General features: G+C 69.9%; 19 protein-coding genes. 8 read left to right on the top strand and 11 right to left on the bottom strand.

Going from position 1 to position 23,856, the window contains the following annotated elements; all coding sequences use genetic code 11:
* The first annotated feature begins 35 nt into the window (after positions 1-35).
* Positions 36-1,058 carry a serine hydrolase domain-containing protein gene (locus tag AAG688_RS12625; protein WP_411834999.1) on the top strand — a complete coding sequence of 341 codons (1,023 nt, stop codon included), beginning with the start codon at positions 36-38 and terminating at the stop codon, positions 1,056-1,058.
* Positions 1,059-1,349: 291 nt separating this feature from the next.
* Here AAG688_RS12625 and AAG688_RS12630 read toward each other — a convergent pair whose 3' ends face one another.
* Positions 1,350-2,948, bottom strand: coding sequence for a phytoene desaturase family protein (locus AAG688_RS12630; RefSeq protein ID WP_411832598.1), 1,599 nt, complete (start codon positions 2,946-2,948; stop codon positions 1,350-1,352).
* A 326-nt stretch (positions 2,949-3,274) separates the two neighbouring features.
* Here AAG688_RS12630 and AAG688_RS12635 point away from each other — a divergent pair, with 326 nt between their 5' ends.
* The 3 genes from AAG688_RS12635 (at position 3,275) to AAG688_RS12645 (ending at position 9,330) form a co-directional block, all read left to right on the top strand.
* On the top strand, positions 3,275-4,936 hold the full coding sequence (locus AAG688_RS12635) for a CHASE2 domain-containing protein (RefSeq protein ID WP_411832599.1): 1,662 nt from the start codon (positions 3,275-3,277) through the stop codon (positions 4,934-4,936).
* Positions 4,937-5,078: 142 nt separating this feature from the next.
* Positions 5,079-7,154, top strand: coding sequence for a M13 family metallopeptidase (locus AAG688_RS12640; protein ID WP_411835000.1), 2,076 nt, complete (start codon positions 5,079-5,081; stop codon positions 7,152-7,154).
* Between the two features lie 160 nt (positions 7,155-7,314).
* Positions 7,315-9,330 (top strand): M13 family metallopeptidase, encoded by a 2,016-nt coding sequence (locus AAG688_RS12645; RefSeq protein ID WP_411835001.1) that lies wholly within the window; start codon positions 7,315-7,317, stop codon positions 9,328-9,330.
* Between the two features lie 115 nt (positions 9,331-9,445).
* Here the strand turns inward: AAG688_RS12645 and AAG688_RS12650 are convergent, their stop codons facing one another.
* Both AAG688_RS12650 and AAG688_RS12655 read right to left on the bottom strand, forming a co-directional pair.
* Positions 9,446-10,108: a rhomboid family intramembrane serine protease gene (locus tag AAG688_RS12650; RefSeq protein WP_411835002.1), complete on the bottom strand. Its 663-nt coding sequence runs from the start codon at positions 10,106-10,108 to the stop codon at positions 9,446-9,448.
* Between the two features lie 199 nt (positions 10,109-10,307).
* Entirely contained in the window at positions 10,308-10,640 is a 333-nt protein-coding gene (locus AAG688_RS12655) for an MGMT family protein (protein ID WP_411832600.1), read from the bottom strand.
* A gap of 44 nt (positions 10,641-10,684) precedes the next feature.
* On the opposite strand from AAG688_RS12655, the gene AAG688_RS12660 reads away from it, so the two are divergent.
* On the top strand, positions 10,685-11,095 hold the full coding sequence (locus AAG688_RS12660) for a hypothetical protein (protein WP_411832601.1): 411 nt from the start codon (positions 10,685-10,687) through the stop codon (positions 11,093-11,095).
* A gap of 251 nt (positions 11,096-11,346) precedes the next feature.
* On the opposite strand, the gene AAG688_RS12665 is transcribed toward AAG688_RS12660, so the two are convergent.
* Both AAG688_RS12665 and AAG688_RS12670 read right to left on the bottom strand, forming a co-directional pair.
* A complete protein-coding gene (locus AAG688_RS12665; protein WP_411832602.1) occupies positions 11,347-12,465 on the bottom strand; it encodes an anion permease in 1,119 nt (372 codons plus the stop codon).
* 10 nt (positions 12,466-12,475) lie between these two features.
* Positions 12,476-13,102 carry a DUF47 domain-containing protein gene (locus tag AAG688_RS12670; RefSeq protein WP_411832603.1) on the bottom strand — a complete coding sequence of 209 codons (627 nt, stop codon included), beginning with the start codon at positions 13,100-13,102 and terminating at the stop codon, positions 12,476-12,478.
* Between the two features lie 258 nt (positions 13,103-13,360).
* On the opposite strand from AAG688_RS12670, the gene AAG688_RS12675 reads away from it, so the two are divergent.
* Together AAG688_RS12675 and AAG688_RS12680 are read left to right on the top strand one after the other, a co-directional pair.
* Positions 13,361-14,668 carry a hemolysin family protein gene (locus AAG688_RS12675; RefSeq protein WP_411832604.1) on the top strand — a complete coding sequence of 436 codons (1,308 nt, stop codon included), beginning with the start codon at positions 13,361-13,363 and terminating at the stop codon, positions 14,666-14,668.
* Positions 14,652-15,296, top strand: a complete 645-nt coding sequence (locus tag AAG688_RS12680; RefSeq protein WP_411832605.1) for an exopolysaccharide biosynthesis protein — start codon at positions 14,652-14,654, stop codon at positions 15,294-15,296. Before AAG688_RS12675 ends, AAG688_RS12680 begins: the two co-directional genes overlap by 17 nt.
* A 121-nt stretch (positions 15,297-15,417) precedes the next feature.
* Here the strand turns inward: AAG688_RS12680 and AAG688_RS12685 are convergent, their stop codons facing one another.
* From AAG688_RS12685 to AAG688_RS12695, 3 genes are all read right to left on the bottom strand, one after another.
* The gene (locus AAG688_RS12685; RefSeq protein ID WP_411832606.1) at positions 15,418-17,538 is read right to left on the bottom strand and encodes a putative bifunctional diguanylate cyclase/phosphodiesterase; all 2,121 of its coding nucleotides are present in this window, start codon (positions 17,536-17,538) and stop codon (positions 15,418-15,420) included.
* Positions 17,535-18,416 carry a phosphate/phosphite/phosphonate ABC transporter substrate-binding protein gene (locus AAG688_RS12690; RefSeq protein WP_411835004.1) on the bottom strand — a complete coding sequence of 294 codons (882 nt, stop codon included), beginning with the start codon at positions 18,414-18,416 and terminating at the stop codon, positions 17,535-17,537. Before AAG688_RS12690 ends, AAG688_RS12685 begins: the two co-directional genes overlap by 4 nt.
* A gap of 123 nt (positions 18,417-18,539) precedes the next feature.
* Entirely contained in the window at positions 18,540-19,328 is a 789-nt protein-coding gene (locus tag AAG688_RS12695; protein WP_411832607.1) for an RNA methyltransferase, read from the bottom strand.
* Between the two features lie 95 nt (positions 19,329-19,423).
* On the opposite strand from AAG688_RS12695, the gene AAG688_RS12700 reads away from it, so the two are divergent.
* Positions 19,424-20,245: an inositol monophosphatase family protein gene (locus AAG688_RS12700; protein WP_411832608.1), complete on the top strand. Its 822-nt coding sequence runs from the start codon at positions 19,424-19,426 to the stop codon at positions 20,243-20,245.
* A gap of 220 nt (positions 20,246-20,465) precedes the next feature.
* Here AAG688_RS12700 and secF read toward each other — a convergent pair whose 3' ends face one another.
* The 3 genes from secF to yajC are packed head-to-tail and all read right to left on the bottom strand — an operon-like array spanning position 20,466 to position 23,695.
* Entirely contained in the window at positions 20,466-21,431 is a 966-nt protein-coding gene (secF, locus tag AAG688_RS12705) for a protein translocase subunit SecF (protein WP_411832609.1), read from the bottom strand.
* A gap of 19 nt (positions 21,432-21,450) precedes the next feature.
* On the bottom strand, positions 21,451-23,304 hold the full coding sequence (secD, locus tag AAG688_RS12710; RefSeq protein ID WP_411832610.1) for a protein translocase subunit SecD: 1,854 nt from the start codon (positions 23,302-23,304) through the stop codon (positions 21,451-21,453).
* A gap of 58 nt (positions 23,305-23,362) precedes the next feature.
* Entirely contained in the window at positions 23,363-23,695 is a 333-nt protein-coding gene (gene yajC, locus AAG688_RS12715) for a preprotein translocase subunit YajC (RefSeq protein WP_411832611.1), read from the bottom strand.
* Positions 23,696-23,856: the final 161 nt, after the last annotated feature.

Below are 23,856 nucleotides of genomic sequence, written 5' to 3' on the forward strand. Positions count from 1 at the left end.
GACTGCGGAACCTGTTGCTGGTGCTGGGGGTGTCGATGGGCGGGAATGTCATGGCGGCCGATGGCGCGGCCGCGATCGATGCGCTGATGCGCGCCTATGACGGCGACGTCCCCGGCGCGTCGGTGCTGGTGATCCACGACGGCCAGTCGCTGCTGCGGCGCGGCTACGGCCTGGCCGACCTGGAGGCCGGCATCGCCGCCACGCCGCGCACCAACTACCGTCTGGCCTCGGTCAGCAAGCAGTTCACCGCCGCGGCGATCCTGCTGCTGGCGCAGGATGGCGCGCTGTCGATCGACGACCCGGTGCGGCGCTGGCTGCCGGGCCTGCCGCCGGCGGCCGACGCGATCACCCTGCGCCACCTGCTCGGCCACACCAGCGGCCTGGTCGACTACGAGGACGTGATGCCCGACGACGTGCGCGGGCAACTGCGCGACGCCGACGTGCTGCGCCTGCTCGAAGGCCAGGACCGCACCCATTTCGCGCCGGGCAGCGACTACCGCTACAGCAACAGCGGCTACGCGCTGCTGGCGCTGATCGTCGGCGCGGCCTCGGGCATGGACTTCGCGACCTTCCTGCGCGAACGCATCTTCCTGCCGCTGGGCATGCGCGACACCTACGCGCACCAGCAAGGCGTGGACACCGTGCCGCACCGCGCCTACGGCTACAGCGGGATCGACGGCCGCTGGCGGCGCACCGACCAGAGCCCGACCAGCGCGGTGCTGGGCGACGGCGGCATCTACTCCTCGATCGACGATCTGGCGAAGTGGGACGCGGCGCTGTACGACGATCGCCTGCTGAGCGCGGCGTCGCGGGCGCTGGCGTTCTCGCCTGCCACCGCCACGCCGGAACCGGACGTGCCGCATTACGGCTTCGGCTGGCGCATCAACGGCGATGCGCTGTGGCACAGCGGCGAGAGCATCGGCTTCCGCAACGTCATCATCCGCTGGCCGAAGGAGAGGCTGACCGTGATCGTGCTGAGCAACCGCAACGATCCCGAGCCGTACCGGCTGGCGCTGGCCATCGCCGACCACTACCGGCAGGCGGAACCCTCAAGGTGAAGACGCTGATGCGGCTCCCATGCCGAGGAAAGATCCTTCTCCCCCGCTCGCGGGGGAGAAGGTGCCCGCAGGGCGGATGAGGGGGAAACCCCGCGGTGCTTCAGCAGCACTTGCTGATACATCAGCCTGCGTTCAAAGGTTCAGGGGCAACTCCACGACTCGACATCCCCGCTTCGTCCGCCCCCCTCACCCCAGCCCTCTCCCCCGCAAGCGGAGGAGAGGGAGCATGGATGCGCGGCTTGATGCTCCTGCTCCCCCACAAGCGGGAAGAGGGGAAATCGCATCAACGATTCACCGCAAGTCGCCCAGGATGACCTGCGCCGCGTTGTGCCCCGGCGCGCCGGTCACGCCGCCGCCCGGATGGGTGCCGGAGCCGCACAGGTACAGGCCCGGCAGTGCGCCGCGATAACCGGCCTGCCCCAGCATCGGGCGTGCGCTGAACAACTGGTTGAGGGTGAGCGCGCCGTGGAAGATGTCGCCGCCGACCAGGCCGAAGGTGCGCTCCAGATCCAGCGGACTCAGCGCCTGCCTTCCCAGCACCGAATCGGCGAAGCCCGGCGCATGGCGATCGACGGTGGCGACCATCAGGTCGGCGACCTCGTCGCGGTGATCGTCCCAGTTGCGGCCGTCCGGCAACACCGGCGCGACGTGCTGGCAGAACAGGCTGGCGACATGGCGGCCGGGCGGCGCCAGCGAGTCGTCCAGCGTCGAGGGAATCAGCATCTCGACGACGGGTTGGCGCGACCAGCCATGTTCGCGCGCATCGCGATACGCGCGGTCCATGTAGTCCAGGCTCGGCGCCAGGATGATGCCGGCGGTGAGGTGATCGCCCGGCCCCGGCAGCGCGCTGAAGTCCGGCAGGCGCGACAGCGCCACGTTCATGCGGAAGGTGCCCGAGCCGCAGCGCCAGTGCGCCATCCGCTCGCGGGTGGCGGCCGGCACGTCGTCGGCGCGCAGCATCCGCTCGTACAGCAGCTTGGGATTGACGTTGGCGACCACGGCGCGCGCGCGCAGCGTGCGGCCGTCGGCCAGCGCCACGCCGACCGCGCGGCCGCGTTCCACCAGCACGCGATCGACGCCGCAGCCGGTGAGGAGGGTCGCGCCGGCTGCGCGCGCGGCGGCGGCCATCGCCTGGGTGATCGCGCCCATGCCGCCGATGGCGTGGCCCCAGGCACCCTTGACCCCGTCCACTTCGCCGAACACGTGGTGCAGCAGCACGTAGGCCGAACCCGGCGTGTACGGGCTGGCGTAGTTGCCGACGATGCCGTCGAAACCGAACAGCGCCTTGATCGGTTCGCTCTCGAACCAGCGCTCCAGGTATTCGGCCGCCGACAGCACGAACAGGTCCAGCAGTTCCTGCCGCAGCGATTCGTCCAGCGCGTGCAGGCGGCGGCCGAGCCGGCCGGCGCGCAGCAGTTCCGGCAGCGCCTTCCACCAGCCGCCGTCGGTGACGTTGGGCGGCGCCTGCAGCACCAGCGCGCGCAGCACGTCGGCGATGGCTTCCAGCCGGGCCTCGTACTCCGGCAGCCGCCGCGCGTCGCGGGCCGAGAATTTCGCCACCTCGTCCTGCGTCCTTCCCGCCCCGGTTAGCAGGTAGCGGCCGTCCGGCAATGGCAGGAAGTTGTTGCGGCGGCGCTGCACGATGCGCAGGCCGTGCGCGTGCAGGTCCAGGTCGGCGATGACCTTGGGCTGCAGCAGCGACACCGTGTAGGACGCCACCGAGTTGCGGAAGCCAGGATGGAATTCCTCGGTCACCGCCGCGCCGCCGACCACCTCGCGTCGCTCCAGCACGCTCACCGCCAGGCCCGCGCGCGCCAGGTAGGCGGCGCAGGTCAAGCCGTTGTGGCCGCCGCCAATCAGCAGCACGTCGCAGTCGGGCTTGTGGGTCATCGGGAGCGCTCGGCGAAGGAAGCGGCAAGCATGCCCGCTGATCGATGCGGCGGCAAAACGGCCGTTGCATCCGCCCCCATGCCGCTGCGCATGCGGCATGAGGAAAGCGCCAAGCGCGGTCGCGGCAGGGGGAGAGGCGGCCGGCCCCGCCACGGAATGCCTATAATCCGGCGGTTGCACATCGCCACGATGGGGAACGACTTGGACACGGACAACCGGCAAGCCACGCTGGGAAGGCATCGGGCCGGCGGCGCATGGACTTCGCGCAGCGCCGCGCATCCGGCTCGCATCCATCCCCCGGCAGGCGCGGCGGAACAGCGCACCCGATGATCACCACCCCGCTCCTGTCCTCCCATCGGCAGCGGCTGCTGCTGGCCATCGGCGCGGCCGCGCTGGCCCTGCTGCTGATGCAATCGGGCCTGACCCGCCGCCTGGACACCGCCCTGTACGACCTGATGGCGCCCAGCGTCGCGCAATCGCCGGACCCGCGCGTGCTGACCATCGCCATCGATGACCGCAGCATGGTCGAGCTGGGCCGCTGGCCGTGGTCGCGGCGCGTCCACGCACAGATGATCGATCGCCTGCGCCAGGCCAACGCGCGCGGGGTGGCGATGGACGTGCTGCTGTCCCAGCCCGCCCTGCACGATCCCGAGGGCGATGCGCTGCTGGCGCGGGCGCTGGCGCGCAGCGGCCGGGTGGTGCTGCCGGTGCACGCGGAGACGGCGCGGGACGGCAGCGTCGAGCTGCTGCCGATCCCCGAGTTCGCCGCGGCCTCCGCCGCGCTGGGCCACGTCGACGTGCCACAGGATGGCGACGGCGTGGTGCGCGGCCATTTCCTGTACGCCGGCCTGGGCTCGCCGCAATGGCCCTCGCTGGCGCTGGCGCTGCACCAGCTCGATCCCGAACGCACCCTGGCCGATCCGCTGGGCCGGCATGACCCGGCGGTGGAGACGGCCGGCCCGCGCGAGCGGGTCCGCGACCGCCAGGTGCTGGTCCCGTTCGCCGCCGCCGGCGACGCCCATGCCGTGCTGTCCTACGCCGACGTGCTGGCCGGCCGCGTGCCGGACGCGGAACTGGCCGGCCGCTGGGTGTTGATCGGCCTGACCGCCGGCGGCTTCGAAAGCGGGCTGGCCGTGCCCGGACGCGATGCCGGCTCCGGCATGACCCGCCTCGAATACCAGGCCAACGCCTTCGACATGCTGCTCGGCAAGCGCGCGATCGTGCCGATGCCGCCGGCCGCGCAGATCCTGCTGACGATGCTGCTGGCGGCGCTGCCGCTGCTGCTGCACGCGCTGCCGCCGCTGCAGCCGGGATGGAGGGCGGTGCTGGCGGCGCTGGCGCTGGCGGTGCTGCTGCCGTTGCTGCTGCTGCACGCCGCGCGGATGTGGTATCCGCCCGCAGCGCCGTTGCTGGTGGTGGCGCTGACCGGCCTGTTCGGCGGCTACGGGCTGATGCGGCGCGTGCGGCGGCGCGCCCAGCTCGACCCGCTGACCGGCCTGGCCAACCGCAGCCGGTTCGACGCGGTGCTGGCGCACGAGCTGGTCCACGCCCAGCGCAACGGCCAGCCGCTGTCGCTGCTGGTGCTGGACGTGGACAGGTTCCGCCAGTTCGAAGGCGCCCGCGAGGGCCACGGCGAGGCGGTGCTGCGGACGCTGGCGCGGGTGCTGGGCTGCCGCGCGCGCCTGCCGCGCGATCTGGTCGCCCGCCTCGGCGGCGACCGGTTCGCGGTGCTGCTGCCGGAAACCTCCAGCCAGGCCGCCGCCACCATCGCCACCACCGTGCACGTGGACCTGGCCAATCTCGCCGCCGCGCCCGGCCAGGCGCCGCCGTTCAGCACCAGCATCGGCATCCACACCTGGACCGCCGACGACGTGGCGCTGACGGCCGGCGAGATGTTCGGCATGGCCGAGGCGGCGCTGTACCGCGCCAAGCAGGCCAGCCGGCTGCGCGGCGCCGGCCATGCGCCGGTGTCGGCGGGCGCGGCCTGAGCCACGGCCCGGCCGCCATGACCTTCGACACCCGCGACACCCGCACGACGGGCGTAGAGTCGCGCGCACGCCCCGCCGGGGCTTTCCCTACCCATGCCCCCCGCGGGCCGGAGATGCAATGAATCCGCGCAAACCCCAGTTCCTGCTGCTGTCGCTGGCCGTGACGGCGGCGCTCGCCGCCTGTTCCAGGTCCGAGGCCCCGGCACCGGCGGCGACCGACGCCGCGCCCGCCGCGCTGCAACTGACGCTCGACGAGAGCGCCCTGCCGGGCGTCAACCGCTTCGCGCTGGACGATCTGGATGCCGGCAAGAACGCCTGCACCGATTTCGCCGGCTACGCCAACGGCAAGTGGCTGGCCGCCAACGCCATCCCGTCCGACCGCACCAGCTGGGGCGCGTTCGAGATGCTGGCCGAGCGCTCCACCGCCATCCAGCGCCAGCTGGCCGAGCAGGCGGCGCAGCACGCCGAAGCCGGCGGCGTGGAGAAGATCGTCGGCGACCTGTGGGCCACCGGCATGGACGAGGCGAAGATCAACGCGCAGGGCATCGAGCCGATCAAGCCGGTGCTGGCCGCCATCGACGGCCTGCAGGACAAGGACGCCATCGCCGCCTACCTGCGCGACAGCGCGGCCAAGGGCCAGGCCTTCCTGTTCGGCTTCGGCGCCGAGGCCGACTTCAACAAGCCCGACACCAACATGGCCTACGCCTTCCAGGGCGGCCTGGGCCTGCCGGACAAGAACTTCTACTTCGACGCCGACAAGAAGAACATCCGCGACGAGTACGTGAAGCACATCGCCAAGGTGCTGGAGCTGTCCGGCGTGGCCGCCGCCGACGCCGGCAAGCAGGCCGCCGACGTCATGGCCTTCGAGACCCGCCTGGCCAAGGCGTCCAGGTCGCGCGAGGAGATGTCGCGCGACGTCTCGCTGTACTACAACCCGATGACCCTGGCCGAGGCCGACAAGCTGACGCCGAACTTCCCGTGGACGAAGTTCTTCGAATCGCAGGGCGTGGCGCCGCAGGAGAAGTTCTCGCTGGCCATCCCGGCCTTCCACCAGGAAGTCAGCGCGATGCTGGGCGACACCGACGCGGCGGCGTGGCGCGCCTACCTGCGCTTCCACACCGTCGACGGCGCCTCGCCCTACCTGAGCGACGACTTCGCCAACGAGAACTTCAACTTCTACGCCAGGACCCTGCGCGGCCAGCAAGAGATCAAGCCGCGCTGGAAGCGCGTGCTGGAGACCGTCGAGGGCCAGGCCGGCGAGGCGCTGGGGCAGATGTACGTCAAGGTCGCCTTCTCGCCGGAAGCCAAGGCCAAGATGGAGACGCTGGTGGCCAACCTCGGCACCGCGCTGAAGGCGCGCATCCAGAACCTGGCGTGGATGAGCGAGGAGACCAAGGCCAAGGCGATGGAGAAGCAGGCCGCCTTCACCACCAAGATCGGCTACCCGGACAAGTGGCGCGACTGGGCCGGCCTGTCCACCGGCCGCGACAGCTACATCGGCAACGTGCTGGCGGCGCAGGAATTCAACTACAAGTGGAACCTGTCCAAGATCGGCAAGCCGGTGGATCGCACCGAATGGGCGATGCCGCCGCAGATGGTCAATGCCTACTACAACCCGCTGCAGAACGAGATCGTGTTCCCGGCCGCGATCCTGCAGCCGCCGTTCTTCGACCCCGAAGCCACCGACGAGATGAACTACGGCGGCATCGGCGCGGTGATCGGCCACGAGATGACCCACGGCTACGACGACCAGGGCAGCCGCTTCGGGCCGACCGGCAAGTTCGAGAACTGGTGGAGCGAGGCCGACGCCAGCGGCTTCAAGGCGCTGACCGGCAAGCTGGTGGCGCAGTTCGACGCCTACCGCACCGCCGACGGCCAGGCCATCAAGGGCAACCACACGCTGGGCGAGAACATCGCCGATCTCGGCGGCCTGGCCACGGCCTACGACGCGATGAAGGCCGCCGCCGGCGACACCCCGGATCCGATGACCGACGGCCTGTCGCGCGACCAGCGCTTCTTCCTCAACTGGGCCACGGTGTGGCGCCGCAACTTCACCCCGGAAGAGCTCAAGCACCGCATCGCCACCGACGAGCACGCCCCGGCGCAGTTCCGCGCGATCGGCGCGCCATCCAACCTGCCCGCCTTCGCCGCCGCGTTCGGCTGCAAGGCCGGCGACCCGATGGTGCGCAGCGGCGACGCCCAGGTCGTGATCTGGTAAATCCATCCGCACGGCGGCACCCCTCGAAGGCCCGGCATCGCCGGGCCTTCCTTTTGCCCGCGCCACCGCGCCGGAACTGTGCCGGCCGTTCACCGGCCACGCGTGCGGCGCTTGCTAGAATCCGCCGTCTTTTCCCGTACGGATCCACCCGATGCCCGCGATGCGTGCCGTGTTCGGCAAACCCGCCCTGCTTGCCCTCGCCCTGGTCGCCACGCTGGCCGTCCCCGACGCCCAGGCGCAGAGGAAGCGTGCCGCCGCCCGCGCCCCCGCCGTCGCCCCGGCCTGCACCGACTTCTACGCCACCGCCAACGCCGACTGGCTCAAGGCCAACCCGGCCCCGGCCGACGGCATCGCCTCGGTCACCCTGCTGGGCCAGCTGCGCGCCGACATCGTGCAGCAGCAGCGCGACCTGCTCGACGCGGCGATGCGCTCGCCGCAGGGCAACGTGCAGAAGCTGCTCGGCGACTTCTGGGCCAGCGGCCTGGACGAGGCCGCGGTCGAGCGCGACGGCGCCGCGCCGATCGCCCCGCTGCTGGACCGCATCAACGCGATCAAGCGCGCCAGGGACGTGCCGGCGGCGATCGCCGCGCTGCACCAGGTCGGCATCCCGGTCGCCTTCAGCTTCAGCCCGGACGTGGACCTGGACGCGCTGGACCGCCACATCGGCTACTTCATGCAGGACGGCCTGGGCCTGCCCGATCCGGCCTACTACACCAGCGCCGATCCGGCCGCGCGCGAACTGCTCGGCCGCTACCGCGCCTACGTCAAGCAGGTGCTGGCGCTGACCGGCACGCCGCAGGCCAGGCTGGACGCCGAGGCGCAGCTGGTCATCGACCTGGAGACCCGGCTGGCCCAGCATTCGCGCTCGATCAAGGACCTGGCCAACCCGCTGGCCAACTACGCGCCGGTGCCGACCAAGGATCTCGGCAAGCAGTACCGCAACCTGCAGCTGGACGCGTTCCTGAAGGCGCAGGGCGTCAACGACGACGTGGTGTCGCTGGCCGACCCGGCGCTGTTCAAGCAGATCGACGCGCTGGTCGCCGGCCTCAAGCCCGAGCAGTGGAAGGCCTACCTGCGCTGGCGCGTCGGCGATTCGATGGCGCCGTACCTGGCCAAGGCCTGGCGCGACGCCGAGTTCGAATTCCGCGGCCGCGTGCTGCGCGGGCAGACCGCGCCGGCGCCGCGCTGGCAGCAGGTGCTCGACGCCATCAACCTGGCCGCCGGCCCGATGCTGGGCCGCGAGTACGCCGCGCGCTACGTCAGCGCCGAGCACCGCAAGCGCGCCGAGCAGATCACCGACCAGGTCCGGCAGGCGCTGGCCCGCGGCCTGGAACGCAACGCCTGGATGAGCCCCGCCGCCAAGGCCGAGGCCGCCGACAAGCTGGCCCGGCTGAAGATCGAGGTCGGCACGCCGCGACGCGACCTGGACTACACCGTGCAGCCGATGGGCCGCGGCAGCTTCGGCGGCAACATGCTGATCGCCTCGACCTGGCGCCACCGCGAGGAGATGAAGCGGATCGGCAAGGGCAACGCCGACCGCCGCTGGGACGTGCTGCCGCAGCAGCCGGCGCTGGCCTACGACCTGGCGCAGAACCGCCTGATCATCACCGCGGCGGTGTTGCAGAACGCGGTGTTCGACAGCGACCAGCCCAGCGCCAGCCAGTACGGCTCGTTCGGCGCGATGGTCGGCCACGAGCTGAGCCGCGGCTTCGACGGCAAGGGCCGCATGATCGACGCCAAGGGCGAACTGCGCGACTGGTGGACGCCGGCCGACACCGCCGCCTGGAGCGGCCTCGGTGCGCGCATCGCCGGCCAGTACGACCGCTACGCCTATCCCGGCCTGGGGGGAGTGAAGGTCAACGGCCGCCTGACCCAGGACGAGAACCTGGCCGACCTGGCCGGCCTGGAACTGGCCTGGGACGCCTACCTGGCCGCCGAGCCGCAGGCCACGCCGGCCGCGCGCCAGGACTTCTTCAAGGCCTGGGCGCGGCTGTGGGCGCAAAACCTGTCCAGGCCCGACGCCACCCAGCGCGCCGGCACCGACATGCACGCGCCCGGCCAGTGGCGCGTCAACGGCCCGCTGGTCAACCTGCCGGCGTTCGCCGAAACCTTCTCCTGCAAGGCCGGCCAGCCGATGCAACTGGCCGAGGGCGAGCAGTTGCGCATCTGGCGCTGAGCAGGATCAGCCCTCGGCTCGTCCGAGGAGTTTGCAACCAAGACCCTTCCTTCTCCCGCAAGCGGGAGAAGGTGGCTCGAAGAGCCGGATGAGGGCACTCAAGGCACTTGTGCACTCAGCGCACGCTGCGCAGCGGCGGCCGCGGCGGCTTGCGCCTGTCGAACGGCGGCTGCCCGCGCCAGTAGCGGATCATCAGCCAGCCGAACACCATCCCGCCCAGGTGCGCGAAGTGACCCACGCCCGGCTGCCAGCCGGTCACGCCGAACAGCAGCGCGATCGCGCCGTAGATGATGACCAGCGTGCGCGCGCGGATCTCGAACGGGATCGGGAAGATGATCATGCGGTTGTTCGGGAACAGCATGCCGTAGCCGAGCAGCAGGCCGAACACGCCGCCGGACGCGCCCAGCGACGGATATGCCGGCCCGCCCTGCGCGACGATGAATGAAGTCACCGCCAGCTGGCACAGGTTGGCGCCGACCAGGCAGACCAGATAGTAGGTGAGGAAGCGGCGCTCGCCCCAGGTCGCCTCCAGCGGCGAACCGAACACCCACAGCGCCAGCATGTTGAACAGCAGGTGGCCGAAATCGCCATGCATGAAGCCGCTGGTCAGCAGTTGCCAGGGCATGAACGGGAATCCGGGCAGGTCGTAGCCGCTGAAGTTCAGCGGCCACAACTCGAACGCGCCGGTGATCTGCCGGGTCAGGAACATCTGCAGCAGGAATACCGCCGTGTTGGCGATCAGCAGCGCGCGGGTGACGGGAAGCAATCGGGGGAACATGGCGCTCTCGATATCGTCGGTCCGGCACAGGATACCCGCAGCGTCGTGCATGCGAGATGCCCGCCTCGCCGGCCATCCATCTTTTCCTCGCTGTAGAGCCGAGCTTGCCCGGCTGCCTTTCGCTTCCGTGCCTCCGCAGCCGAGCAAGCCCGGCTCTACAGCACGTCGCGCAACCAGGGGAGAACCCACCCGCCGCGATTCAGCCCGGCCCCCAGATCGCCTCGTCCAGCGTCCGTTCCGCCGCCGGCATCCTCACCCGTCCCCTTTCCACCCGCACGCCCTCGGCGCGCAGGCGCTGCGACTGCTCGCGGAAACCGCGCGAGCCTTCCGGGAACGCGATGCGCCCGTCCGAGCGCAGCACCCGGTGCCAGGGCAGATCCGGGATCTCGTGGGTGGACAGGATGCGCGCCACCAGCCGCGCGCGCCCGGGCAATCCGGCGCGCCGGGCGACCTGCCCGTAGCCGGCGACCTGCCCGTGCGGAATCGCGCGGATCGCGGCGAGGATGCACTGTTCGGCAGACTTGGCGTCCATTGCGGATTAGCATAAACGTTCCCCACCGCCACGGAGCCAACGCCATGCAGAACTTCGAGCAGATCCGCGGACACCTGCATACCGCCGGCTACAAGGTCACCATGCACGACCCCTACGTGGCCTGCGTGGAACTGTCGCTGGGCAACGGCAGCCGCCACCAGCAGATCTTCCTGTCCGAACTGGGCAACGACGACCAGCGCGACTACCTGCGCGTGAGCACGGTGATCGCCCCCATCACCGGCATCGACGCCCGCCGCGCGCTGTCGTTCAACTGGCAGAGCAGCGTCGGCTACCTGGCCATCGGCGAACTCGACGGCGTGCCCTACCTGCAACTGTGCGAGAACCGCCCCTACGACGGCCTGAGCCCGGCCGAGGTGGACCGCCTGATCCTGGAGATCGGCGGCCTCGGCGACAGCATGGAGCGGGCGCTGTCGGCGGGAGGCGATTTGCTTTAGCGGGGACCGGGGACCGGGGACCGGGGACCGGGGACCGGGGACCGGGGACCGGGGACCGGGAAAAAGCGTATCGCCTTTAGCTCCTCATCCCAGCGCAAGCTGGGATCCATTTTGTTTCTGTCTTTGCTTTCTCAAGGCACCAGCAACAGGGATGACGTACTGTTGTTAACACTCTAGTTTTGCGCTGGGACGATGAACCCAAAAGCGGCGCGCTGTTCTCGCCCCTAGCCCCTAGCCTCTGTTCCCTTCCCTCAAGCCCACCCCATCGCCTCCAGCCCGCGCAGCAGTCCGTAGGCGATGCCGCCGGCGGCGGGGATGGTCAGGATCCATGCCCACAGGATGCGCTCGATCACGCTGAACTTCAGCGCGCGCGGGTTCTTGGCGAAGCCCACGCCCATGATCGCGGTGGAGATGCTGTGGGTGGTCGATACCGGCATGCCGAAGTGCGCGGCCACGGTCAGGATGGTGGCCGAGCTGGTCTCGGCGGCGAAGCCGTTGATCGGGTGCAGCTTGACCATCTTGTGGCCCAGCGTCTTGATGATCTTCCAGCCGCCCGAGGCGGTGCCCAGCGCCATCACGATGGCGCAGGTGATGACGATCCACATCGCGATGTCCTGCTCGCCGCTGCCCGGGTGCAGGAACGCCAGCCAGCCCGGCAGGTCGTCCAGCGCGCCGGTCGCCTCGGCGCCGAACAGGGTCAGCGCGATGATGCCCATGGTCTTCTGCGCGTCGTTGTGGCCGTGCGCGTAGCCCATGTAGGCGGCCGACAGGATCTGCGCCTTGCCGAAGATGGTGTTGACCCAGCGCGGCCGCGCCAACCGTCCCAGCACCCCGCCGATCCGGCTCATCGCGCTGATCAGCGCCCACAGCAGCAGCATCACCACGATGCCGAGCAGGAAGCCGGCGATCGGCGAGCTGATCATCGGCAGCACCACCTTCCACAGGATGCCCTTGTTCTGCGTCCAGTTGCCGACCGTCTCCGACCAGATCAGCGCGCCCCAGTCGTTGTGCGCGGCGGCCAGCGCGGCGCCGCACAGGCCGCCGATCAGCGCGTGCGAGGACGACGACGGCAGGCCCTTCCACCAGGTGATCAGGTTCCAGATGATGCCGCCCAGCAGCGCGCACAGGATCACCTGCGAGGTGACCTCGACCACGCTGGTGTCGACCAGGCCCGAGGCGATGGTCTTGGCCACCGCGGTGCCGGTCAGCGCGCCGATGAGGTTCATCACCGCCGCCAGCATCACCGCCTGCCCGGGCGAGAGCACCTTGGTCGCCACCACGGTGGCGATGGAGTTGGCGGTGTCGTGGAAGCCGTTGATGAACTCGAAGACGAGCGCGGCCAGGATGACGACGAGGACCAGGGTCAGCATCGTCCGCGTCTCAGCTGTTCTTCAGCACGATCTGGTAGGCCACCACGCCGGCCTCGCGGCAGCGGTCGATGGCCTTTTCCAGGATCTCGAAGAACTCCTTGAGCAGGAACATCTGCAGGTTGTCCAGGCGGCCGGAATAGATGTCGCGGTACAGCTCCAGCATCAGCCGGTCGGCCTCGTTCTCGATCGCGCGCAGCTTCTCGTTGAGCGCGGTCATGCGATCCAGGTTCATCTTCTTCAGTTCGTGGACCATGTCCACCACCACCGCCGCGGCCTGCTCCAGCATCGCCGCGCGCGGGGCGAAGTCGATGCCCTCCAGGTGCTGCAGCGCCAGCGAGTAGCGGTCGGCGAACTTCTCGACCTGCTTGGGGATCTTGTACAGCGCCGAGCCCAGCGCCTCGATGTCCTCGCGCTCGATCGGGGTGATGAAGCTGTCCACCAGCGCCTGGCCGATCTTCTCCGAGGCGGTGCGCTCGCGCAGGCGCGCCAGCTTGAAGGCGTCCAGCGCCGGCTGGCGCTCGGTGGTCCTCATCATCGCGTGCAGGGCCTGGGTGCTGTCGTAGGCGGCCTGCGCGGCCTCGTCGAGCAGGGTGTAGAACTGCTGGCCCGAACCGAAAATCGTCTGCAACGAGAACATCGCGTACATCCCACCGTCACGGGAGGGACGGCTTCTTCAAGGGGCGAATTATGACGGGTTGCGGCTGGCCGTGGCACGGGGTATCGGCAAAAATGCCGGCGGCGGGCCGTCACGGCCGCCTTCACCGCCCGGTCTGCTAGACTCCCCGCCGCGCCCCCGGGCGCACGCCTATGGAAGACGACCCTCCCCCTCCCGCGCACTGTCGCCGCCGGCACGTCCGCACGCCCCTGACCGTCCCGCCCCGCGGGGAGGCCGCGCGTGCTTGAACTGCTGCTGGTCCTGGTCCTGATCCTGCTCAACGGCTTCTTCGCCATGTCGGAGATGTCGGTGATGACCTCGCGCAAGACGCGGCTGCGGCAGATGGCGCTGACCAGCCGCCGCGCGCAGCGGGCGCTGGATCTGGCCGAGAAGCCCGAGAACTTCCTGTCCACCGTGCAGATCGGCATCACCCTGATCGGCGTGCTGACCGGCCTGTTCGGCGGCAAGTCCATCGGCCTGGCCATCGCCGCCTGGATCGAGCGCGTGATCCCGGCCGCCAACGCCTATGCCGAGACCCTCGGGGTCAGCATCGCGGTGGCCCTGATCACCTTCCTGACGCTGATCTTCGGCGAACTGGTGCCCAAGCGCCTTGCGATCACCCGTTCCGAGCCGATCGCCGGCTTCGTCGCCCTGCCGATGGGCTGGCTGGCTTGGATCGCCGCCCCGGCGGTCGCGCTGCTGGCCAGGAGCACCCGGCTGGTGCTGCGCCTGCTCGGCCTGGGCAAGGACGAGGCCGGCGCGATCACCGAGGAGGAGATCCGCATGCTGGTGGCCGAGGGCCACGAGCAGGGCGTGATCGACGTCGACGAGCGCAACATGATGAACCGCGTGCTGCGCCTGGGCGACCGCACCGCCGACAGCCTGATGACCCCGCGCAAGCGCGTGGTCTGGCTGGACGAGGCCGCCGACTACGAGAAGAACATCGCGACCATGCGGCAGTCGCAGTTCTCGCGCTTCCCGGTCTACCGCGGCGGCGACCACGACGTGGTCGGCGTGCTGGAGGTGAAGTCGCTGCTGGACCGCTTCACCGATCCGCACCCGGAAATCTTCCGCCACCTGCGCCCGCCGCTGTTCGTCTCCGACTCCACCCACGCGATGAAGCTGCTGGAGATCTTCCGCGAGGAGCAGCAGTCGCTGGCGCTGGTGGTGGACGAGTACGGCGAGATCCAGGGCCTGGTCACCCTCAGCGACCTGATGGGCGCGGTGGTCGGCCGCCTGCAGGCCGCCGAGAACCGCGAGGAGGCGCCGCTGGTGGTGCAGCGCGAGGACGGCTCGCTGCTGGTGGACGGCTCGCTGCCCAACGACGACCTGCGCGAGCTGATCGGCGGCGCGGCGCTGCCCGACGACGAGGAATACAACACCGTGGCCGGGCTGGTGATCGAGCGCTTCGGCCGCATCCCGCACGTCGGCGAGCATTTCGAATGGGCCGGCTGGCGCTTCGAGGTGGTCGACCTGGACGGCGCGCGCATCGACAAGATCCTGCTGCAGCGGGTCGAGGAAGAAGCCGAAGATGACACCTCCGGCTGACGCCGGCGAGGACGGCCCCGCCCATGGCGCCACCACCCGCCAGTTGCTCGACGATTTCGCCCTCGGCCACCCGGACGACATGCTGAAGCTGGGCGACGTGCTTTCCGGCCTGGGGCCGAGCGGCTTCGGCATGCTGCTGTTCCTCGGCGTGCTGCCGGCATTCATTCCCATCCCGGGCGTCGGCGGCGCCATCGGCGGGCCGCTGGTGGTGCTGGTCGGCGTGCAGCTGCTGCTGGGCCTGGGGCGGATGTGGCTGCCCGGCTTCGTCGCCCGGCGCGGCCCGCACCGCCGCGCGCTGATGACCTTCCGCACCCTGCTCTCGCCCTGGCTGCAGCGGCTGGAAAGGGTCGTGCGCCCGCGCCTGCCTGTCGTGCTGGACCACCGGGTGGCGCGCTGCTTCACCGGCCTGCAGCTGCTGCTGCTGGGATTGCTGCTGGCGCTGCCGATACCGTTCACCAACTACCTGTTCGGCGTGCTGCTGCTGGTCTACGCGCTGGCCCTGCTGGAACGCGACGGCGCGCTGATGCTGGCGGCATGGCTGTCCGGCAGCATCGCCATCGTCGTGTTCGGCGTGGTCTCGGGCAACCTGCTGCACATGCTGCAACGGGTGGTGGCCGGCTGGTTCTGATCGGCGCGCCATGCCATCGCGCACACCGCGACCTTTGTCCCTGTAGAGCTTGCTCCGCTGCTCCTGATTCCCGTGGCCGGCACAGCCGAGCAAGCCCGGCTCTACAGGGTTTCGCCAGCGGTCATGCGACCAGTTGCGCGAACTCGGCGGCGGTGACCGGATAGCCCAGCCAGTAGCCCTGGGCGAGGTTGCAGCCGCGATCGCGCAGCAGCTCGAACTGGCCCTCCTTCTCCACGCCCTCGGCGACCACGGTGATGCCCAGCGAATGGGCCATCGCGATGATCGCGGTGGTCAGCGCCAGGTCGTCCGGGTCGCGCAGCATGTCGGCGATGAAGCTGCGGTCGATCTTGACCCCGTCCACCGGCACCCGGCGCAGGTGGCTCAGGCCCGAGAAGCCGGTGCCGAAATCGTCCAGCCACACCTTGACCCCGGTGCGGTGCAGCGTGGCCAGCAGCGCGCTGGCGTGCGCCTCGTCGGCGATGACCGCGGTCTCGGTCAGTTCCAGGTGCAGGCGCGAGGACGCCAGCCCGCTCTCGCGCAGGCACTCGGCCACCAGTTCCGGCAGATCGCCGCTGCGCAGCTGGCGCGGCGAGACGTTGACCGACACGAACGGCAGCTCCATCGGATCCCTGTTCTGCCCCCAGCGCGCGGCCGCCGCGCAGGCCGCGCGCAGCACGCGCGGGCCGATGCTCTCGATGAGCCCGCTCTGCTCGGCCACGTCGATGAACACCGACGGCGCGATCATGCCCATCTCCGGGTGCTGCCAGCGCAGCAGCGCCTCGGCGCCGACGATCCTGTTGTCCACCAGGCGGAACACCGGCTGGTAGACCAGGCTCAGCTCGCCGCGCTCCCAGGCGCCGCGCAGCTCGTGCTCCAGCCGCACCCGGCGCTCGACCGCCTGGTCCATCGCGCGGCTGTAGAAGCGGTAGCAGTTCTTGCCGGCGACCTTGGCCTGGTACATGGCGATGTCGCCGTTCTTCATCAGCGCGGTCGCGCCGGAGGCGTCCTCCGGGAACAGGGTGATGCCGATCGAAGTGCCGAGGAACACCTGCCGGTCGTGGATGGCGATCGGCCGGCCGAGGTCGGCGACCAGCCGCTCGGCCAGGCGGGTGGCGCTGGCGCGCACGTCGCCATCCTGGATCAGGATCACGAACTCGTCGCCGCCGAAGCGCGACAGCAGCGCGTCGTCGCCGCCGAGCTGCTCGACCGCGTCGCGGATGCGGTTGGCGAACTGCTGCAGCACCTCGTCGCCGGCCTCGTGGCCGAGGGTGTCGTTGACCCGCTTGAAGTCGTCGATGTCGGCGAACAGCAGCGCCAGCTGCCGGCCCGCCCCGCGCAGCATCATCAGCCGGTGGTCCAGGCTCTCGCGGAACGCCAGCCGGTTGGTCAGCCCGGTCAGCGAATCGGTGTAGGCCATCTGCCGCACGTCGCGATCGTGGCGGGCGATGCTGTCGCTCATGCTGCCGAAGGCGCGCACCAGCTCGCCGACCTCGTCCTGCCGCTCGCTGGTCAGCCGTTCGCCGTTGTAGTCGCCGACCTCGATGGCGTGCGCGGCCCGCGCCAGTTGGCGGATCGGCCGCACCAGCGTGCGCTGGACGTAGACCACCACGGTCACGCTGACCGCCACCAGCGCCAGCAGCAGCAGCGCCACCCATAGCAGGTTGCGCTGGCCCAGCGCGATCAGGCGCCCGCGCGCGGCTTCCACCACCTTCTGCTCGTAGGCGCGGACCGAGGCGATCGAATAGCCCACCCGCACCCCGCCGATGCGCTCGTTGCCGACCAGGATGGGCTGGGAGATGTCGAGGATCTGCGCCGACCACTGCGCATGCTGGCCCTGCGCGGTGATCGCCTCGTAGGCCAGCGGGTCGTCCATCAGCTGGCCGTACACGGCGATCTCGTCGGTGCCGTCATGGATGATCCGGCCCTGGCTGTCGTAGACCAGCACGTAGTCGACGTCGACGTCGCGCTGCGCGCTGCGCACGATGCTGCCGATGGTGTCCAGGTCGAAGTAGTACACCGGGTTGGTCAGCGCGTCGGCCAGCCGCGACACCGTGGACTCGCCATGCCGACGCAGGTTCTGCTCGACCATCTCGCCCAGCGACTCGCGCCCCAGCTTGCCGACCTCGCGCTGCATCACCTGCTGCCGGTGCAGCAGCAGCGCGATCAGCGCCAGCACGACCAGCAGCATCGCCGCCATCGCCAGCAGGAAGCGCGCCTGCAGGCCGAACCGCAGCGGCTTCATTCGATTTGCTCGCGCACGCGCAGCACGCCGCGGCGCAGGTGATCCAGCGCGCGCCGGGATTCGGCGTCGATGGGCTGGAACCCGGTGGTGCCGAAGAACAGCTGCAGCGCCTGCCGCGCGGCCGGGTCGCCCGCGGCTTCCAGCAGCACCTCGCGCAGGCGCGCCTGCACCTTCGGGTCGAGATCGCCGCGCACCACCTCCAGCGCGCGCGGGTAGTCCGGCGTCTGGTGGATGATGCGGAAATCGTTGCGGAACGCCGGCGGGATGCGCCGCGCGTCCTCCCAGTCCAGGTTGCTGATGACGCCGACGTCGATCAGCCGCTTGTGCACCCAGGTGGCGATGTTCAGCTCGGTGCGCGCGAACAGGTAGCCGACCGAGTCCGGCCCGGGCCGGTCCATCGGCGAGAGCAGGATCTCCATCGGCACGCCGGCGTCGAGCAGTTCCACCGCCGGGGCGAAGTAGGCGCTGGTCGAGGCGGTGTTCTGGAAGGCGACCGTGCGCCCCTTGAGGTCGGCCAGCGACTCGATGCCGCTGTCGCGGCGGACGAAGAACACGCCGCGGTAGTGATCGGCGCCGCTGCGCTCGGTCAGCAGCAGCGGGCGCGCGCCGGCGCGCTCCTGCAGCCGCATCGCCGCACCGGCGGTCTCGGTGACCCAGTCCACCCGGCCACGGCGCAGGTAGCTGGTCATCTGCTGGACGTCGCGGGCCATCAGGATGTGACCCTCGGTGATGCCGACATCGCGCATGCGCGGGACCACGTAGTCCAGCAGTGGCTTGAGCTGCTCGTGGTGCGTGCGCGGGTCGTCGCTGATCCTGCCCAGCACCAGCACCTGGTCATCGCTGCTGGCGTGGGCCGGCGGGATGTTCGCGGGGGCGATGGCAGCGCCGAGCAGCAGCGCCAGACCGAACCATGCAGTACGCAAACAGGCAACCCCGAAGTGACTGCGTGAAGACTAGCCGAAACGGCGAGCTTCGGACAGTGAGACGATCCGGGCAGGCGCTCAGTCCGCGCCGCCGCGCGCCAGCCTGGCCATGCGCTGGGCGTCGGCCAGGATGCCGCGCAGCAGCCGGACCTCCTGCTCGTTGAGCGCGGCGCGCAGGAACAGCCGACGCAGCTTGCGCATGGCCGAATCCGGGGTGCGCCCCTTGTGGAAGTCGATGTCGTCCAGGGTCTGCCCGAGCTGTCCGAAGAACCCCTCCATCTGCGCATGGCTGGCCGGGCCTTCGTGGCCGGTGCCGGGTCCGGCGGCGGCGCCGGCCGGCGCGGCGGCCGATTCCAGCAGCGCCAGCCGCAGCTCGTAGGCCAGCACCTGCACGGCGGCGGCCAGGTTGAGCGAGCTGTATTCCGGATTGGCCGGGATGTGCACGGCCGCGTGGCACAGCTGCAGTTCCTCGTTGCTCAGGCCGGTGCGTTCGCGGCCGAACACCAGCGCCACCTCGCCCTCGGCGCCGCGCTCCAGCGCGCGCGCGGCGGCCTGCCGGGGCGGCAGCTCGTCCAGCGCGACCCGGCGGCTGCGCGCGGTGCAGCCCAGCACGTAGCGGCAATCGGCCACCGCCTCGGCCAGGGTGGCGTGGACCTGCGCCTGCGCCAGCAGGTCGTCGGCGCCGGCGGCGCGGCGGAACGCCTCCTCGGCCGGGTAGTCCTCCGGCGCCACCAGCACCAGCCGCGACAGGCCCATCGTCTTGAGCGCGCGCGCGGCCGCGCCGATGTTGCCGGGATGCTGGGTGCCGACCAGCACGATGCGGAAGCGGCCGGCCAGGGCTTCGGCCACGGAATCGGGAGTCTTCATGGACGGAATGGTAAACTGCGCGCGCCGGCCACCGCGCCGTGCCGCTCTTTTCCGCCGCCAATCCGCTCCCTTCGCCCGTCCGAGGTCCGTCGCCCATGCTCAATCCCGTCGTCACCGTCATGGTCAAGGCCGCGCGGCTCGGGGGCAACGTCCTGTTGCGCAACATCAACAGGCTCGATGCGCTGAACGTGGTGCAGAAGGACCGGCTGGACTACGCCAGCGAGGTCGACGCCGACGCCGAGAAGGCGGTCGTCAAGGAACTGCGCCGCGCCTACCCGGACTATGGCGTGATCGGCGAGGAAGGCGGCACCCAGGCCGGCCGCAGCGGCCGCTACAACTGGGTCATCGACCCGCTCGACGGCACCAGCAACTACCTGCGCGGCTTCCCGCACTACTGCGTGTCGCTGGCGCTGGTCGACAACGGCGAGCCGACCGACGCGGTGATCTTCGACCCGCTGCGCAACGAGCTGTTCACCGCCAGCCGCGGCGCCGGCGCGCAGCTCAACGAGCGCAAGATCCGCGTGACCGAGCGCAAGGAACTGGCTGGCGCGATCGTCGCCACCGGCTTCGCCCCGCGCGAGCGCGCCCGTGCCGGCGCGCAACTGGAGGCCGTGCGCGAACTGCTGGTCCACGCCGAGGACGTGCGCCGCACCGGCTCGGCCGCGCTCGACCTGGCCTACGTGGCCTGCGGCCGCCTCGACGCCTACTTCGAGGCCGGGGTGAAGCCCTGGGACATCGCCGCCGGCGCCCTGCTGGTGCGCGAGGCCGGCGGCCGCGTCTGCGACTTCCGCGGCGCCAGCCTGCCGCGCATGGACGACAAGGCCGCGGTCAGCCGGCAGATCGTCGCCGGCAACATCCGCGTCTGCGAGGCGGTGCAGAAGACCATCGTCTCTTCGGGATACACGGCGGCGTTCTGAAGGCCGCCCGGAGGGCGGCGGGAATAGAGAACGGGGAATAGGGAATAGAAAAACATCCCCCTCTCCTTACCCACATTGAATACGGAGCCAAGAAAAAAGGCCGCGCGATGCGCGGCCTTTTCCATTACGACGAAGGAAGGGAACGGGCTACAGGATCATCAGGCAGGGATCCGCTTTTCCCATTCCCGATTCCCGATTCCCGATTCCCCATTCCCGGCTTTCAGGGCCTGCGCGCCAGCGCCGGATCGTCCTTGGCCCTGGGCAGCAGGTCCTGCTTGGTGACCTTGAGGAAGCCGACGGTCAGCAGCGGGCAGGCGATGAAGATCGAGGACAGCGTGCCGATCACCGCGCCGATCATCTGCGACAACGCCAGGCCTTCCAGCGAACCGCCGCCGTACAGGTACAGCGCCAGCACCGACAGGAAGAACACCACCGAGGTGATGATGGTGCGCGACAGGGTCTGGTTGATCGAGCGGTTCATCACCTCCAGCGGCTCGACGCGCAGGCTGCGGAAGTTCTCGCGCACGCGGTCGAACACCACGATGGTGTCGTTGATCGAGAAGCCCATCACCGACAGCAGGCCGGCCAGCACGGTCAGGTCGAACTCGCGCCCGGTCGCGGCGAAGAACGCCGCCACCACCAGCACGTCGAACATCGTGGTCAGCGTGGCGACGATCGCGAACTTCAGCTCGAAGCGGAAGCCGATGTAGATCAGGAAGCCGACGACCACGAAGATCGCCGCGTAGATGCCGTTGAGCGCCAGTTCCTTGCCGACCTGCGGGCCGACGAACTCGGTGCGCATCACCGTGGCCGCGTTGTCCGCCGTGGACACCGCCGCCAGCACTTCCTGCGCGGTGCGGTTGTTGGCGTCGGTGGTGTTCTGGCCGTCGCGCGGCTGCAGCCGGATCAGCAGGTCGGTGCCGCTGCCGAAGCTCTGCACCTGCGCGCTGCCGTAGCCGGCCTGCTCCAGGCGGTCGCGCACCTCGTCGACGTTGGCCGGCTTGGCGAAGCGGGTCTCGATGACGGTGCCGCCGGTGAAGTCCAGCGCGTAGTTGAAGCCCTTGAAGGCGATCAGGCCGACCGAGGCGACGAACAGCAGCGCCGCCACGGTGATGGACACCCAACGGATCCGCATGAAGTCGATGCGGGTGTCGTTGGGGATGAGATGCAGCGGGAACAGTTTCATGGTTTTCGCAGGGCTCCCGTCAGATCGCCAGGGACTTGAGTTTCTTGCGGCGGCTGTAGACCAGCACGGCCAGCGCGCGCGACACGGTGATGGCGGTGAACATCGACGCCAGCACGCCGACGATCAGCGTCACCGCGAAGCCCTTCAGCGGCCCGGTGCCGAACGCGTACAGCGCCACGCCGGCGATGATCGCGGTCAGGTTGGCGTCGAGGATGGTGCCGCCGGCCTTCTCGTAGCCGGCCACGATGGCCGCCTTGGGCGGCACGCCGGCGCGCAGTTCCTCGCGGATGCGCTCGTTGATCAGCACGTTGGCGTCCACCGACAGGCCGATCGACAGTGCCAGGCCGGCGAAGCCGGGCAGCGTCATCGTCGCCTCGAACAGCGACATCACCGCCACCACGATCAGCAGGTTGAACAGCAGCGCCATCGAGGTCAGCACGCCGAACATGCGGTAGTAGACGGTGAAGAAGATCAGGGTGAACAGGAACGCGTACAGCACCGCGGTGACGCCGCGCTCGACGTTCTCCTTGCCCAGGCTGGGGCCGACGATGCGCTCCTCGATGAAGGTCATCGGCGCGGCCAGCGAGCCGGACTTGAGCTGCCTGGCCAGTTCGTCGGCCTCGGGCTTGGCCAGGCCGGTGGTCTGGAACTGCTTGCCGAACACGCCGTTGATGTTGGCCACGGAGATGACTTCCTCCTTGACCCGGGTCGAATGCACTTCCTTGCCGTCGACGATCTTCACCTCCGGCAGGTACTCGACGTAGACCACCGCCATCGGCTTGTTCACGCTGACGCTGGTGAAGTCGAACATGCGCTGGCCGCCGACGCTGTTGAGCGTGACCGACACCGCCGGCTGGCCGTTCTGGTCCATCGTGGACTGCGCGCCGACCATCTGGTCGCCGGTGACGATCACGCGCTTGTTGAGCAGGATCGGCTCGCCGCTGTCGCGGCGGTAGTAGACCTTGGCCTCCGGCGGGATGCGGCCGGTGGCCAGCGCGTCGGCGGCGTTGCCCTCGACCACGGCGCGGTATTCCAGCGTGGCAGTGGCGCCGATCATGCGCTTGGCCGCCGCGGTGTCCTGCACGCCCGGCAGCTGCACGACCACGCGATCGTTGCCCTGGCGCTGGATGATCGGCTCGGACACGCCCAGCTCGTTGACGCGGTTGCGCAGGGTGGTGATGTTCTGCTCGATGGCGCCGGTGGCGATCTGCGCCAGTTCGCTCTCCGGCACCTGCAGGGTGAGCTGGTGGCCGGACAGGGTCTGGGTCAGGGTCGGCTGCGCGGTGGTCAGCAGCTTGCGCGCCTTGGCGATGGCCTCGGCGTCGTTGGACGGGCTCAGCGTGGCGACGATGCTGTGGTCGCGGCGGCGCTCGACCGACTGGTAGCCGATGCGGTTGTCGCGCAGGGTGACCCGCACTTCCTCGACATAGGCATCCATGCGCTTTTCCAGCGCGGCCGGCTGGTCCACCTGCAGAACGAAGTGCACGCCGCCCTGCAGGTCCAGGCCCAGCACCATCGGCTGTGCGCCCAGGTTGTCCAGCCAGTCCGGCACGGTCGAGGCCAGGTTCAGCGCGACCGTGTAGTTCTCGCCCAGGTCGCCGCGCAGCACGTCGGCGGCGCGGGTCTGCGCGTCCAGGTCGTGCAGGCGCACCATCAGGCTGCCGCCTTCCAGCGCGACGCCCTTGACCTGCACGCCCTGCTGCGCCAGGTCGGCCGCCACGCGCGATCGCAGCGCATCGTCCAGCGCGGCGCCGCGGTTGGCGGTGATCTGGACCGAGGGATCCTTCTGGTAGACGTTGGGCAGCGCGTACAGCGCGCTGACCGCCAGGATGATCAGGATGAGGAAGTATTTCCAGCGCGGGAATTCGAGCATTGCGGCAACCCGCGCAGGCCCTTGGCGGACCCGCGCTCAGCAGTGTGGAAAGGGGATGTCAGGCCGACTTCAGCGTGCCTTTCGGCAGCACGTTGCCGATGGCGCCCTTCTGCACGCGCACGCGCACGCCGTCGGCCACCTCGAGGGTGATGAAGTTGTCGCCGATGTCGGTGACGGTGCCGGCGATGCCGCCGGAGGTGATGACCTCGTCGCCGCGCGAGAGCTTGTCCAGCATCGCCTTGTGTTCCTTGGCGCGCTTCATCTGCGGGCGGATCATCAGGAAATACATGATGGCGATCAGGGCGATCGGCATCACCAGCATGCTCAGGCCGCCACCGGCGGGAGCCGCCTGCGCGAATACCGGGACGTTCAGGAAATCGAGCAGATTCATGGACTTGTTCCGTCTCTGGGAAAAAACAGCCGGGAATTATGCCACGCCGGCCCGGTTCCCGTCCGAAGGGCGTGCCGGACGCCGGCGGCGGCGGGGCTGGCGGGTCAATGACCGGCAAACGGGGCGCATGGTTCCCTGGCGGTGCGCGCACGTCCCTGCCC

The sequence above is a fragment of the Pseudoxanthomonas mexicana genome (genome assembly GCF_046736355.1).
Classification (GTDB): Bacteria; Pseudomonadota; Gammaproteobacteria; order Xanthomonadales; family Xanthomonadaceae; genus Pseudoxanthomonas_A; species Pseudoxanthomonas_A mexicana_B.

Coding starts and splice junctions, on each gene's coding strand:
- AAG688_RS12625 (WP_411834999.1), top strand. CDS start 36: ATGGGCGGGAATGTCATGGCGGCCGATGGCGCGGCCGCGATCGATGCG.
- AAG688_RS12630 (WP_411832598.1), bottom strand. CDS start 2,948: ATGACCCACAAGCCCGACTGCGACGTGCTGCTGATTGGCGGCGGCCAC.
- AAG688_RS12635 (WP_411832599.1), top strand. CDS start 3,275: ATGATCACCACCCCGCTCCTGTCCTCCCATCGGCAGCGGCTGCTGCTG.
- AAG688_RS12645 (WP_411835001.1), top strand. CDS start 7,315: ATGCGTGCCGTGTTCGGCAAACCCGCCCTGCTTGCCCTCGCCCTGGTC.
- AAG688_RS12650 (WP_411835002.1), bottom strand. CDS start 10,108: ATGTTCCCCCGATTGCTTCCCGTCACCCGCGCGCTGCTGATCGCCAAC.
- AAG688_RS12655 (WP_411832600.1), bottom strand. CDS start 10,640: ATGGACGCCAAGTCTGCCGAACAGTGCATCCTCGCCGCGATCCGCGCG.
- AAG688_RS12660 (WP_411832601.1), top strand. CDS start 10,685: ATGCAGAACTTCGAGCAGATCCGCGGACACCTGCATACCGCCGGCTAC.
- AAG688_RS12665 (WP_411832602.1), bottom strand. CDS start 12,465: ATGCTGACCCTGGTCCTCGTCGTCATCCTGGCCGCGCTCGTCTTCGAG.
- AAG688_RS12670 (WP_411832603.1), bottom strand. CDS start 13,102: ATGTTCTCGTTGCAGACGATTTTCGGTTCGGGCCAGCAGTTCTACACC.
- AAG688_RS12680 (WP_411832605.1), top strand. CDS start 14,652: ATGACACCTCCGGCTGACGCCGGCGAGGACGGCCCCGCCCATGGCGCC.
- AAG688_RS12685 (WP_411832606.1), bottom strand. CDS start 17,538: ATGAAGCCGCTGCGGTTCGGCCTGCAGGCGCGCTTCCTGCTGGCGATG.
- AAG688_RS12695 (WP_411832607.1), bottom strand. CDS start 19,328: ATGAAGACTCCCGATTCCGTGGCCGAAGCCCTGGCCGGCCGCTTCCGC.
- AAG688_RS12700 (WP_411832608.1), top strand. CDS start 19,424: ATGCTCAATCCCGTCGTCACCGTCATGGTCAAGGCCGCGCGGCTCGGG.
- secF (WP_411832609.1), bottom strand. CDS start 21,431: ATGAAACTGTTCCCGCTGCATCTCATCCCCAACGACACCCGCATCGAC.
- secD (WP_411832610.1), bottom strand. CDS start 23,304: ATGCTCGAATTCCCGCGCTGGAAATACTTCCTCATCCTGATCATCCTG.
- yajC (WP_411832611.1), bottom strand. CDS start 23,695: ATGAATCTGCTCGATTTCCTGAACGTCCCGGTATTCGCGCAGGCGGCT.